The following is a 14,045-nucleotide window of genomic DNA, read 5'->3' on the forward strand; positions in this document are numbered from 1 at the left end:
CCTAGTTATGCTCGGTTTATACTTGTTCAATCATCCATGATTGGGAAGAAGGATCTTTTCGCCATTCATTTAAGCGTTGAACTTGTTCTGCTGTTATTGTCCCTTTTTCCTTTGCAACATTCAATAATGTTGAATAGGAAGTCAGAATATGTGTAGGTAAATTGGCTTCTTTTAGGGCATCATTTGCTTTTTGAAACTCATATGTGAAAATCGCGATAACTGCTACTACATCTGCTCCACTTGCTTTAAGTGCTTCAGCAGCTTGAATGACACTTCCACCCGTAGAGATTAAATCTTCAACTAAAACAACCTTTTGTCCTTTTTCAATTTTACCCTCAATCTGATTTTGTTTACCGTGCCCCTTCGCACTTCCTCTAACATAAACCATGGGTAAATCAAGGGCATCTGCCAACAATGCAGCATGCGGAATCCCAGCAGTCGCCGTCCCAGCTATTACATCAACTTCAATACCTTCTAGTAATTTAACAAATCCTGTAATAATATCCTTTCTCACGTGAGGATAAGAAAGTGTTAGACGATTGTCACAATAAATCGGTGATTTAATGCCTGATGTCCAAGTAAAAGGGTTTGTCGGCTGTAAATGAACAGCTCCGATTTCTAATAGGTGATTTGCTATTTTCTCTCTCATTTGACACCCTCCCAATCTTTTTTCATTGCGCGATAAACTTCATAAGGATTTTCTGCATTTGTTATACTTCTTCCTACAACAATACCAAAGCACCCTAACTCTCTAGCCTTTCCAGGTGTAACAATACGTTTTTGATCTCCAACTTCGTCTTCAGGTCGACGAATTCCAGGACACACCGTGTAAAAATCAGATCCACATGATTGATGAATGTAAGGAACCTCTTTAGCTGAACATACAACACCATCTACACCGCTTTCTTTAGCAAAACGAGCATAGGATGAGACGACTTCATTAAGAGAATGATGGATTAACAATTCATTGTGCATCGTCTCTTCATCTGTACTAGTTAATTGCGTAACAGCAATTAATAGAGGACGCTTTTTCCCTGGCTTTGTTCCTTGCTCTAACCCTTCAACTGCAGCATTCATCATTTTTTTACCACCAGCAGCATGAACATTGACAATGTCAATATCCAAGCTAGCAAGCTCCCGCATAGAACGTTGAACCGTATTTGGGATATCATGCAGTTTTAAATCAAGAAAGATTTGATGTCCTTCTCCCTTTAATTCTTCAATCACTTGTCTTCCCTCACGGTAAAACAACTCCATGCCAACTTTCACAAATAACTGTTCGTCTTTAAACTGTTCTAATAACGCTAAACGTTTCGTTCGATTATCTAAATCTAGTGCCATTATGAGTGGACGTTGCATTTTTTCCAGCTCCCCCGATCAAATCTTTCACACTCTCTACTTCTAAGTCATCCAATATTTGTGTTAAGTCATTAATGATCGTTGGACAAGCATATGGGTCAGTAAAGTTTGCTGTTCCTACCGCAACAGCACTAGCACCAGCAAGCATAAACTCAACTACATCTTCTGCTGTCTGAATGCCTCCCATCCCAATAATCGGAATTTCGACCGCTTGACTCACTTGGTGAATCATACGAATAGCAACTGGTTTTATTGCCGGTCCAGATAAACCGCCATAACCATTCGCTAAAATCGGTTTTCTCTTTTTTAAATCAATGCGCATACCAAGAAGCGTATTGATCATTGATAAGCCATCAGCACCTGCAGCTTCTACCGCTTTTGCGATTTCAACAATATCTGCTACGTTCGGTGAAAGCTTAACGTATACAGGGACAGCAGATACATTTTTTACTTCTCTCGTTAACTCTGCAGCTACATGTGGAATTGTCCCAAATGCAATACCACCTTGTTTCACGTTTGGGCAAGAAATATTTAATTCAATTGCATGAACATTTTCTACCTGGGAGAGCTTTGCTGTAGTTTCAACATAATCATCAATTTCAGTTCCTGCTACATTTGCGACAATTGGCACATTGTATTGGTTCAGCCATGGTAATTCATTTTGCATAACGCCCGTTAAGCCAGGGTTTTGTAAGCCGATTGCATTTAACATTCCTGCTGTCGTCTCCGCCACTCGCGGAGTTGGGTTACCAAATCGCGCTTCAGCCGTAGTTGCTTTTATCGCAATGGCTCCAAGCAACTCCAAATCAAAATAATTGGCATATTCTTTTCCGAATCCAAAACAGCCAGATGCAGGCATAACTGGATTCCTCATTGATAATCCCGGTAATTCTACACGTAATCGACTCATAGTACAACCTCCCCAACCGGAAAGACCGGTCCATCTGTACAGACTTTACGGTATAATGTTTGCGTTGTATCTCCTTCTACATGGCAGACACAGGCAAAACACGCTCCTACCCCACAACCCATTCTTTCTTCAAGCGACAAATATAGTCGTTTTTCTCTATAAGCAGTTTGTAGAGCCGAAAGCATAGGTGTCGGTCCACATGTATACATCGTATCGAAAGAAATGTCTTTCTGTTTAATGACATCCGTTACAAATCCTTTTTCTCCGTACGATCCATCAGCTGTAACAATAAATGTCTCACCAAGTGCTGAGAACTCATTTTCATAAAAGACATTCACTTGATTTTGAAAGCCTAGTACATGAATAACTTTCACACCACGCTCTGTTAATTGCTTGGATAGATAGTAAAGAGGAGGGACACCAATTCCACCACCGACGAGGAGAGCTGTCTCTCCTCGTTCTGTAGCTTCAAGTGGGAAACCATTGCCTAATGGACCAAGGATATTAATTGTATCTCCTGGTTGCTTAAGAGATAAACGCTTGGTTCCTTTCCCATCGATACGATACAGCATCGTCACAGTTTCATTTTCTACATCTACATCACAAATACTAATTGGTCTTCTAAGCAGAAGGTCCTCACTAGTATCTACACGTAAATGTAAGAATTGGCCCGGTTCGGTCATCTGTTTCGTAAGCGGACTCGTGCAAGTTAATTCCATAATGTTTTCGGCAATTGTTTCTTGTTTCATTATTATAAACAAATCTTTTTTGATCATTGTCCCTCTTCACCTCTCTACATTTGCATTTGTGGCATACTTTCAGAAGAAAACGTAATAGATTCTAAAACTCGTAGCAATGCTTCAGCTGTATCAATTGATGTTAAGCAGACAACGCCATTCTCAACTGCTTCACGTCGAATTCTAAATCCATCTCTAGCTGGTTGTTTTCCTCTAGTTAACGTATTGATGACAAATTGCGCTTGCCCTTGTTGAATAACATCTAATAGGTGAGGCTTTTGCTCGCCAATTTTGTTTACAACGGTTACCGGAATGTTGGCATTCTTTATAAAAGTTGCCGTTCCTTCTGTAGCTAAAATATCGAATCCTAGCATATGGAATCTTTCTACTAAACTTAACGCTTCTTCTTTATCTTTGTCTGCAACAGTAAACAACACAGAACCATGTGTTGGAATACTCATTCCAGATGCAATTAGTCCTTTATACAAAGCCTTTTCAATGGTTATATCTCGTCCCATTACTTCACCTGTTGACTTCATTTCAGGTCCAAGCGTGATATCCACACGGCGTAGCTTAGCAAATGAGAATACCGGAACTTTCACAGATACTTCTTGTGCTTCTGGCTGATAGCCAGTTTCATAGCCTAATTGTGGCAATGTTTGTCCTAGCATGACTTTTGTTGCAATGTTAGCCATTGGTACGCCCGTAATTTTACTTAAAAACGGTACCGTCCGACTTGAACGCGGATTCACTTCAAGTACATACACTTCGTCTTTGTGCCAAACAAATTGAATGTTTAACAATCCGACAATATTTAATCCCCTAGCGATCGCAATCGTACGATCAATAACTTTTTGTTTTAAATCCTCAGGTACTGTTTGTGGAGGATATACCGCAATGGAATCTCCAGAGTGAACACCTGCACGTTCAATATGCTCCATGATTCCAGGGATAAAGACATTTTCCCCATCAGAAATTGCATCAACCTCGAGCTCTTTCCCAGTTAAATAACGATCCACAAGAACAGGATGTTTCGGATTTACACTTACTGCATTTTTCATGTAGTTAAGAAGTTCTTCTTCTTTATACACAATTTCCATCGCGCGCCCGCCAAGGACATAGGAAGGACGAACAAGAACAGGGTAGCCAATCTCGCTTGCAATGGATACAGCTCCTTCAACCGATGTTGCTGTTCTTCCTAACGGTTGCGGAATACCAAGCGATAATAGAGTTTGTTCAAATTTGTCTCGATCTTCTGCACGATCCATGTTTTCAAGTGACGTTCCGATAATTGGTACACCTCGTGATTCTAAGTCTGCAGCCAAATTAATCGCTGTTTGGCCCCCGAATTGAACGATCACACCTTCTGGTTGCTCTTGTTCAAATACATGCATAACATCCTCAACCGTTAATGGTTCAAAATATAGCTTATCAGAAGTACTGAAGTCAGTTGAGACCGTTTCAGGATTATTATTCATAATAATTGCTTCATAGCCTGCTTCTTTAATCGCCCAAACTGTATGAACCGTAGCATAGTCAAATTCAATTCCTTGTCCAATTCGAATTGGACCAGAGCCTAATACTAAGATGCTTTTCTTATCTGTTTTCACCGCTTCATTTTCGTCTTCATACGTTCCATAGAAATATGGAGTTTCAGATTCAAATTCAGCTGCACAAGTATCTACCATTTTATAAACTGGGCGGATATTGTGTTCTTTGCGCAGTTCCCAAATTACCCGCTCTTCTTGATTCCAAAGTCTAGCAATCGCAATATCAGAGAACCCACGCTCTTTCGCTTTTTGTAAAAGTTCAAGATCATTTGGAGAAGCTGCTAACTCCTTTTCAAGTAGCACGATACGTGCTAGTTTTTGCATAAAGAAGCGATCAATTTTCGTTAACTCACAAAGTGACTGAATTGTCTCTCCCCTTCTTAACAACTCTGCTAATGTAAACAGTCTTTCATCATCAGTAATGTCTAAACGCTTAAGTAAATCCTTTGTATCTACTTTTTCGAACTTCGCATCATAAATATGGTCATAACCAGCTTCTAAGGAGCGGACTGCCTTTAATAGTGATTCTTCTAAATTACGACCTATAGCCATCACTTCACCCGTTGCTTTCATTTGCGTCCCTAATGAACGGTTTGCCGCATCAAATTTATCAAACGGCCATCTTGGAATTTTTGATACAACATAATCTAAAGCTGGCTCAAAGCTAGCATACGTCTTTCCTGTAATTGGATTCATTAATTCATCTAGACTATATCCGACAGCAATTTTCGCAGCCATTTTCGCAATTGGATAACCCGTTGCTTTAGACGCAAGGGCCGAGGAACGACTTACACGCGGATTTACTTCAATAATATAGTATTGATCACTGTGTGGATCATGGGCGAACTGGACATTACATCCACCTTCAATCCCTAGTGCACGAATGATTGTTAATGATGCATTACGGAGACGTTGATAATCACGATCTGTTAACGTTTGACTAGGTGCAACAACAATTGAATCACCAGTATGCACACCGACAGGATCGATGTTTTCCATATTACATACAACGATTGCCTGATCTTTCGCATCCCTCATCACTTCATACTCTACTTCTTTAAATCCAGCAATGCTTTTTTCAATTAAACATTGAGTCACTGGACTATACTTTAGTCCGCTTGTTACGATTTCACGTAATTGCACTTCGTTGTGAACAATTCCACCACCTGTTCCACCAAGTGTATATGCCGGGCGAACAATGATCGGGTAACCAACTACTTGTACAAATTGCTCAGCTTCTTCAAGTGTATGAACAATCTCACTTTCAGGAACCGGTTGATTTAACTCTCTCATTAACGAGCGGAATAAATCACGATCCTCTGCACGCTTGATTGCATCAAGATCTGTTCCAAGTAATTCAATATTATATCTCGCTAGAATTCCTGACTCCTCAAGTTCCATAGCCATGTTAAGTCCCGTTTGTCCTCCCAATGTTGCCACAATTCCATCAGGACGTTCTTTTCGAATAATACGGCTAACAAAGTCAAGAGTGATTGGTTCAATATAAACACGATCAGCCATTGTTGTATCCGTCATGATCGTTGCTGGGTTTGAGTTAATTAATATAACTTCATAACCTTCTTCTTTAAGTGCTTGACAAGCTTGTGTTCCAGCATAATCAAATTCTGCAGCTTGACCAATTACGATTGGTCCAGAGCCAATTACTAAAATTTTATTTATATCATTACGTTTTCCCATGTTTGAATGTCTCCCCTCGTTTAGGCGTGTACAGTTGCTTTTTTTTCAGTTTCCATCATTGTGACGAATGAATCAAATAAGTCATTCGCATCATGTGGACCTGGTGATGCTTCAGGGTGATACTGTACACTAAATGCTGGATACTCTACATGCCTTACTCCTTCTACCGTGCCATCATTGACTGCAACATGTGTCAATTCAAGGCTTGTCGTAGCTAATGATTCTAGGTCAACTGTATAGCCGTGGTTCTGAGCAGTAATCGCAATTTTTCCTGTTCCAAGTTCACGAACTGGATGATTAGAGCCTCGATGACCAAATTGTAATTTGCTTGTTGTTGCCCCACACGCTAATGAAAGCAATTGATGTCCTAAACAGATTCCGAAAATTGGTACTTTTCCGAGTAAGTTTTTAATCGTTTCAATTGCTCCTGGTACATCAACCGGGTCTCCCGGTCCATTACTTAACATAATTCCATCCGGATTTAAACGAAGGATCTCGTCTGCATTCGTATTATATGGCACAACTACTACATCACATTGTCTAGTGATTAATTCTTGCAAGATGCCGTGCTTCATTCCAAAATCAACAAGTACTACTCTATTTCCGCGACCAGGTGCATGATACGGATCTTTTGTAGATACACGATGCACTTGATCGTTAGCAAAAGTTGCTTGTTTCAATTCTTGAACCACAGCTTCAGTATCAACCTCAAGTGAACAAATTCGCCCACGCAATGTTCCGTAGTTTCGGATAAGGCGAGTTAATTTACGCGTGTCAATTCCAGATAAACCAGGGATTCCTTTTGCTTGCAACAGAGTATCAAGAGATTCTTCCTCGCGCCAATGACTTGGCTCTGCTTCATATTCTTTTACGATGAGTCCATTGATTGCTGGTGTAATTGACTCAAAATCATCACGATTGATTCCGTAATTCCCTATGAGAGGGTATGTCAATGTAACGATTTGATCACAATAGGACGGATCTGATAAAATTTCCTGATAACCTGTCATTCCTGTATTGAAAACAACTTCCCCGCTCATCACCTTGTCTGCTCCAAATCCTTCTCCAACAAAAACCGTTCCATCTTCTAAAATTAGTTGACGCTTCATGCTGTCACCTTTCCTTTCTCCCATACAAGTTTTCCTTCTACAAAAGTATACTGTGGCCACCCTTGACACACCCAACCATCAAACGGTGTATTCTTACCTTTTGAGTGGAACGCTTCTTTGTCAATAGCACGTTCTTCTTCTAAATCAATTACCGTAATATCAGCTAACGCCCCTTCTTCTATTACTCCCGAGGCTAACCCAAATGTTTTAGCTGGTTTTACAGTTAACCAATCTACTAACTGTTTCAATGTTGCTTTTTGTTTTTTTACTAAATGTGTGTATAACAATGGAAAAGCAGTCTCTAATCCAACAATACCAAGTGGAGCTCTTTCCATCCCTTGTGCTTTTTCTTCTTCCGAGTGAGGTGCATGATCGGTTGCAATGAAATCAATGGTTCCATCTAAGAGTCCTTCCCATAATGCCGCTTGATCTTCTTTTGCTCTTAGAGGTGGATTCATTTTAAAATTAGAATCTAGCCCTGGGATATCATCTTCACATAAGAGTAGATGATGTGGTGACACTTCTGCTGTAACACGAACTCCTGCTCTTTTCGCATCGCGAATTACACGTACCGATTCTTTCGTACTGACATGACAGACGTGATAGTGTGCCCCAGCTGCTTCGGCAAGCAAGACGTCTCGAGCTATATGCACGGACTCACAAACCGAAGGGATACCAGGTAAATTATGCTCTTTAGAGAACTTGCCTTCATGAACACATCCACCGTGAATAAGTGTATTTTCCTCACAATGAGCCACAACCGCCATATTAACTTCTGCTGCTTTTTTCATCGCTTGAAGCATCATATCAGCTGATTGAACACCGACTCCATCGTCCGTAAAAGCAAACGCACCCGCTTCTTTTAAAGCCTCAAAATCCGTTAATTCTTGCCCTAACTGTCTAGTTGTGATAGAGGCATAAGGAAGTACACGAACATGTCCAGTCGTCTTTATTCTATCTTGTAGCCATTCCATTTGTTCTTTTGAATCCGGCACCGGCCTTGTATTCGGCATTGATGCGATCGTTGTGAATCCTCCGGCAGCTGCAGCTTTCGTTCCTGTTTCAATTGTTTCCTTATACTCACCACCTGGTTCACGTAGATGAACATGGGCATCAATTAATCCAGCTGATACAAGCTTCCCTTGAACAGAGATCTTTTTTACCTCATGATGAGTTGGAACTTCAAAGCTAATTCTCCCATCCACAATGTAAACATCTCTTTCTATTAACGAACCGTCTTTATCTAAAATGTATCCACCTTCTAATTTAATCGTCATTCTCATTTCCCCCTTAGTTTGAAAGTGCTCTTTTCACAACTGCTCTTCGAACCGCAACACCATTTTTCATTTGTTTAAAGATTCTTGAACGTTCACAATCTACTAACTCACTAGCAAGCTCTACTCCTCTGTTGACAGGAGCAGGATGAAGAATGATTGCTTCCTTCTTCATTCTTTTTTCGCGCTCAATTGTTAAACCATATTGCTGATGATAGATTTCTTTTGACCATTCCATAGAACCTTCATGTCGTTCATGCTGAATTCTAAGGAGCATTACAACATCGGATTCATTCAATGCGTCATCCAACGGAATATGTTGATAAGCAGTATCGAAGCCTTTCATCCATTCTTTTGGACCAGCAATCTTCACTTTTGCTCCTAGTCTTGTTAATACTTCAGCATTTGAGCGAGCAACACGGCTATGACGCAGATCACCGACTATGACAACATTTAAGCCGGAAAAGCTTGAAAATTCTTGTTGAATCGTTAGTAAATCCAGTAAAGATTGAGTTGGATGATGTCCACTTCCATCACCAGCATTGATGATAGGTATACTCAATCGCTCTCTAATTTCTTGAAAGTAATCATTTTCCGGATGTCTGATTACAAGAGCGTTAGCCCCTATTGCCTCAAATGTTTTAACTGTATCTAATAACGATTCTCCTTTTTGTACACTCGAGCTTTCTTCTGAAAAAGAAAGCACGTGAAGACCTAACATTTTTTCTGCCACTTCAAAACTATACCGTGTTCTAGTACTTGGTTCGAAAAATAGATTTGCAATAAATAACTCTTTATTAGGACGCCATTGTACTCCTTGTGCAAATTGTGCAGCCTCTTCTAAGATCGTGGAGATTTCGACTGTTGACATTGTTTCAAGTGTGAGTAATTCACCCTTTATTGCTTGCTTTTCTGTCATTGTCATCATTCAAACCAGCCTCCTCTTTTATTATGTAAGATTGCTCAAGCACTCTTGATTGTTAAACCTATTAAAAAAACCTGAGAGTAAGAGACTCTCAGGGTATAAGAAGTGTAAGTTGCTGGGTTCTCAGCCTCTTTATTCTTATCCCTTAGAAGTCTCTCTGTACTTCATTTAAAGGGAATTATTTATCTGCTTGAAACATTGTTTTTGTACCATAACTTACTTCTTTTTCTGGTAATACTTGATGGAGAACAATCCCAATAATCGTCGCTAGTGCCATACCCGCAATTTGAACTGTATCTGTTACTTGAATGAAGGCACCACCAATACCAATTACTAAAATAACAGATGAAATAATTAAGTTTCGCTTAAGCCCAATATTTATTTCATTATCAATTAGCATTCGTAAACCAGATGAAGCAATGACCCCAAAAAGTAAGATTGAGACACCACCCATAACTGCTGTAGGAATTGTTGTAATGAGTGCGGCAAATTTCCCTACAAAAGCGAACAAGATTGCCATGACAGCAGCACCAGCTATTACAAAGACACTGAACACTCTAGTAATTGCCAAGACCCCAATGTTTTCTCCGTAAGTGGTGTTTGGAGGCCCACCAATGAATGATGCGATTATTGTCGCAGCTCCGTCACCTAAGATTGAACGATGTAAGCCTGGTTTCTCAATAAAATTCTTTCCAACAACTTTACTCAGTACCATTTGGTCACCAATGTGCTCAGCAATCGTTACAATTGCAATAGGTACCATTATATAAGCTATCTCAATCGAAAAGACCGGTGTATATGTGACAAATGGCACCATCAAGTCCGGTACTGCAAACCACTTTGCTTCATGTACTGCTGTAAAATCAACCAATCCGAAAAAGTACGCACTTAGATAACCACCGATAATTCCAAACATGATGGGAACTAGACTAAAGAATCCTTTAAAGAACATTGTTGCTAGTATCGTAATCGTTAATGTAATAAGGGCAACGATAAAATGAGTTGTGCTGTAAGATTCCGTCACAGGATCATTCATTGCCATATCAATGGCTACACCAGCTAACCCTAATCCAATTACGATAATGACTGGTCCTACTACAATTGGAGGTAGAATTTTCATAATCCAATTAACTCCACTTGTCTTAATTAGCAGAGCAACAAATCCGTAGACAAGTCCTGCTAAAAAACTTCCAAGCATCGCTCCTTCTGGTCCGCTCATCGTTTGAGCTGCGATGATCGGTGCAATGAAAGCGAATGATGATCCTAGATATGCAGGAACTTGCCCTCTTGTAATAAGTAAATATGCGATCGTTCCTAATCCGCTTGAAAGTAAGGCAACTGCCGGACTTAGACCTACTAAGTACGGCACAAGTATGGTTGCTCCAAACATTGCAAACAAATGTTGCAAGCTTAGAACAAGCCATTTGTCAAACCTTGGGATTTCATTTATTCCAACTTCTTTTCTCTGTGTTGTCATTGTTGTTCCTCCTAATACTATGAAAAAGACCTCTCCGCTTAAGGCAAAGAGGTCTACACTTCTCCCGCAAAAACAGGATTCGTGAGCCTCTTTGTAGCCTCACGGGACTACTTTAAAGAGGTATTTATTATTTTTGTTCAATAGTGACTTCGTCTATTGCGTCTACTTCGTTTAGCTTTGCGACGATCTTTTCACTTTTTGAAGTAGGCACGTTTTTACCAACATAATCTGGGCGAATTGGCAGCTCACGGTGTCCACGGTCAATTAAGACGGCAAGCTGAATTTGACCTGGTCTTCCTATATCAATGAGTGCATCTAGTCCTGCTCTTACTGTACGACCTGTATACAAAACATCATCTACTAAGATAACTTTTCGACCACTTATGTCCACAGGGATATCCGTACCCTGAATGATAGGCTCTTTATTGTCAGACTTCACTGTTAAATCATCACGGTACAAAGTAATGTCAATTTCTCCGACTGGAATTGATGCACCTTCGATTTGTTCAATTCTTTCTGCTAAACGTTTCGCAAGGTAAATTCCACGTGTCTTAATCCCGATTAGTACACAATCATCGATTCCTTTATTGTGTTCAATAATTTCGTGTGCAATTCGCGTAGTTGCTCTTCTAATTGCTTGTTCATCAAGAATCACTCTCGACATCTTTTCCACCTCCATAATTTGACTGGAAAACGAAAAACCTCTCTGTCCTTATAAAGACAGAGAGGATAAAAGACGTTAGTAAGTACAGACAGATTGCATCTGCTGCTTCCGTTCGTTTTCCTTCTCAGCCTCACGGGACTGTAGTTAAAGGACTATTAAGTTCTCATTTATTATGCATCAGTTACTTTGTTCTGTCAATCATTATTTTGTTCTTAGAACATGCAGCAAGTCGACCATGTCTTTGGGAAGGTCTGCTTCAAATGTCATTTCTTCTCCTGTTTTAGGGTGTGTAAACCCTAGTACCGCTGCATGAAGTGCTTGACCCTCTATATCAAAAGACTTTCTCTTTGGGCCATATTTAGGATCTCCTACTAAAGGATAACCGATATATTTCATATGAACTCTAATTTGATGTGTACGTCCTGTTTCTAATTCACATTGCACATAGGTGTAGTTGTCAAAACTCTCCAGTACAGTAAAATGAGTGACTGCATCACGACTATTTTCTTCTGTCACGGTCATGTTTTGTCGATCTTTTTTATCTCTGCCAATCGGAGCATCAATTGTGCCATGCTGATGAGGAATTACACCATGAACAACCGCCTTATAAATTCTACGTGTTGTTTTAGCTTTTAATTGTTCTACCAACGATTCATGTGCTTGGTCATTTTTTGCTACCATAATTAAGCCAGATGTATCCTTATCGATACGATGGACAATCCCTGGTCTAATGACTCCATTAATCCCAGATAAGTCGTTACAGTGATACATTAAGGCATTTACAAGTGTACCACTGTAATGCCCTGGAGCAGGGTGAACAACCATTCCTCGTGGTTTATTAACGACAGCCACATCACGATCCTCATAAACAATATCTATAGGGATATTTTCAGCTTCAATTTCTAATGCTTCCGGCTCCGGAATTTGAAGAGTGATTTGGTCACCTTCTTCAACTTTGTAATTACTTTTTACTCTTTTCCCATTGATCATAATTGCTTCATCTTTTACCCACTGTTGAATTTGTGTACGTGACCACTCATCATTCAATACAGTAAGCAATTTATCAATTCGTATTTGCTTCTGTTCTTTTGTAACTTTCCATTCGAAACGCTCCATTACTTTTGCTCCTTCTTCTGTTGACGTTCATCTTGAATCATTTTAATAAACAACAGGCCAACCCCAATACAAAGCGCTGCATCTGCGACATTAAAAATCGGGAAGTTATACCCAAATATGTATGTATCTACAAAATCTACAACCTCGCCACGGAATAGTCTGTCAATGAAATTACCTATAGCTCCACCGAGAATTAATCCTAAAGATATTCCAAATAAACGGCTGCTCTTAGCTTCTTTTTGCATGTAATAAACGATGCCAACGATCACTACAATTGTAACAATATAGAAAAACCACATCTGACCTTGTAAAATTCCAAAAGCTGCACCTTGGTTTCGGTGAGAAGTGAAATAAAGGAATCTTTCTATTAAGGTTATTCGTTCTCCAATGGCCATTTGAGTATCGACAATCCACTTTGTAATCTGATCAAATACAATCACGATTAGCGCAAGTAAATAATATTTCATTAGTATCCCCCAATTCGTCCACAACTTTCCATACGAATAGCATTATAGCATAAAAAGAGGGGGATAGCCCCCTACTTTCCATTCAAGTATTGGTCATAGTGTACATTTCTCTGAAAGACTACATCCTCATCACCTGTATATCCTTCAATCCCTGTAGATAAGAATCCTTCAATTTCCTCTACATACCCGATTAGTTCACCCGTTTCTTCAAGAGATGAATCTTCATATACCATTGGCAATTCATTAAATTCAGCAACCGATTGGTACGCATCTTCAGCATCAAATTCCGTTTCATCATCATCTCCGTCAAAATTATAACGTCTGAATCCTCCCAGGACTGTTTCCTCTGAAGGTCGATCATCTGTTATTGTATTATTGACTGCACTTACTATAGTACGCGCTGCTGGGTTAGCCTCTAATCGTTCATAAGGAATTTGTTGGCCTGTTACTTCACAAATACCAAACGTTTCATTACTAAATTTATCAAGTGCATGCTCAATTTCCTCATGTTCTCTTTCAAGTTTCTCAAGCAATGCAAAATCCTTCTCTCGCTCATATAAATCTGTAGCTACATCTGCAGGGTGATTATCATATTGAGACAATTCACCAGTAGAAAAAGACAAGGTTCGGTTTTGTTCTTCTTGAAAATGATGATTAATTTGTTCTTCTACAGCTTTTTTACGTTGTTGTAAAGCTGCTTTAATTTTTGTATAGTCCTGCATTTCATCTCCCCCAATAAAGAAATGACGTCTGTGACGT

13 protein-coding genes are annotated in these 14,045 nt (G+C 39.7%); all 13 read right to left on the reverse strand.

What is annotated here, in order from left to right:
- Nucleotides 1–16: 16 nt before the first annotated feature.
- Nucleotides 17–649: an orotate phosphoribosyltransferase gene (gene pyrE, locus BkAM31D_RS13810; RefSeq protein ID WP_066150387.1), complete on the reverse strand. Its 633-nt coding sequence runs from the start codon at nucleotides 647–649 to the stop codon at nucleotides 17–19.
- Entirely contained in the window at nucleotides 646–1,359 is a 714-nt protein-coding gene (gene pyrF / locus BkAM31D_RS13815) for an orotidine-5'-phosphate decarboxylase (RefSeq protein ID WP_066150389.1), read from the reverse strand. The genes pyrE and pyrF overlap by 4 nt, the downstream gene beginning before the upstream one ends.
- Nucleotides 1,322–2,269, reverse strand: coding sequence for a dihydroorotate dehydrogenase (locus BkAM31D_RS13820; protein WP_085449801.1), 948 nt, complete (start codon nucleotides 2,267–2,269; stop codon nucleotides 1,322–1,324). Before BkAM31D_RS13820 ends, pyrF begins: the two co-directional genes overlap by 38 nt.
- Entirely contained in the window at nucleotides 2,266–3,045 is a 780-nt protein-coding gene (locus BkAM31D_RS13825) for a dihydroorotate dehydrogenase electron transfer subunit (RefSeq protein ID WP_066150394.1), read from the reverse strand. Before BkAM31D_RS13825 ends, BkAM31D_RS13820 begins: the two co-directional genes overlap by 4 nt.
- A 17-nt stretch (nucleotides 3,046–3,062) precedes the next feature.
- On the reverse strand, nucleotides 3,063–6,254 hold the full coding sequence (gene carB, locus BkAM31D_RS13830) for a carbamoyl-phosphate synthase large subunit (protein ID WP_066150397.1): 3,192 nt from the start codon (nucleotides 6,252–6,254) through the stop codon (nucleotides 3,063–3,065).
- Nucleotides 6,255–6,274: 20 nt separating this feature from the next.
- Nucleotides 6,275–7,363, reverse strand: a complete 1,089-nt coding sequence (locus BkAM31D_RS13835) for a carbamoyl phosphate synthase small subunit (RefSeq protein ID WP_066151111.1) — start codon at nucleotides 7,361–7,363, stop codon at nucleotides 6,275–6,277.
- The gene (pyrC, locus tag BkAM31D_RS13840) at nucleotides 7,360–8,640 is read right to left on the reverse strand and encodes a dihydroorotase (protein ID WP_066150399.1); all 1,281 of its coding nucleotides are present in this window, start codon (nucleotides 8,638–8,640) and stop codon (nucleotides 7,360–7,362) included. Before pyrC ends, BkAM31D_RS13835 begins: the two co-directional genes overlap by 4 nt.
- Nucleotides 8,641–8,653: 13 nt before the next feature.
- Entirely contained in the window at nucleotides 8,654–9,565 is a 912-nt protein-coding gene (locus BkAM31D_RS13845) for an aspartate carbamoyltransferase catalytic subunit (RefSeq protein ID WP_066150402.1), read from the reverse strand.
- Between the two features lie 175 nt (nucleotides 9,566–9,740).
- Nucleotides 9,741–11,039 carry a solute carrier family 23 protein gene (locus tag BkAM31D_RS13850; protein ID WP_066150404.1) on the reverse strand — a complete coding sequence of 433 codons (1,299 nt, stop codon included), beginning with the start codon at nucleotides 11,037–11,039 and terminating at the stop codon, nucleotides 9,741–9,743.
- A gap of 127 nt (nucleotides 11,040–11,166) precedes the next feature.
- The gene (pyrR, locus tag BkAM31D_RS13855) at nucleotides 11,167–11,703 is read right to left on the reverse strand and encodes a bifunctional pyr operon transcriptional regulator/uracil phosphoribosyltransferase PyrR (RefSeq protein ID WP_066150406.1); all 537 of its coding nucleotides are present in this window, start codon (nucleotides 11,701–11,703) and stop codon (nucleotides 11,167–11,169) included.
- A 201-nt stretch (nucleotides 11,704–11,904) separates the two neighbouring features.
- On the reverse strand, nucleotides 11,905–12,819 hold the full coding sequence (locus tag BkAM31D_RS13860) for an RluA family pseudouridine synthase (protein ID WP_066150409.1): 915 nt from the start codon (nucleotides 12,817–12,819) through the stop codon (nucleotides 11,905–11,907).
- Nucleotides 12,819–13,286 (reverse strand): signal peptidase II, encoded by a 468-nt coding sequence (gene lspA, locus BkAM31D_RS13865; protein ID WP_066150412.1) that lies wholly within the window; start codon nucleotides 13,284–13,286, stop codon nucleotides 12,819–12,821. Before lspA ends, BkAM31D_RS13860 begins: the two co-directional genes overlap by 1 nt.
- Nucleotides 13,287–13,357: 71 nt before the next feature.
- Nucleotides 13,358–14,008, reverse strand: a complete 651-nt coding sequence (locus BkAM31D_RS13870) for a TraR/DksA C4-type zinc finger protein (RefSeq protein WP_066150415.1) — start codon at nucleotides 14,006–14,008, stop codon at nucleotides 13,358–13,360.
- Nucleotides 14,009–14,045 lie beyond the last annotated feature (37 nt).

The organism is Halalkalibacter krulwichiae, from assembly GCF_002109385.1.
GTDB lineage: Bacteria > Bacillota > Bacilli > Bacillales > Bacillaceae_D > Halalkalibacter > Halalkalibacter krulwichiae.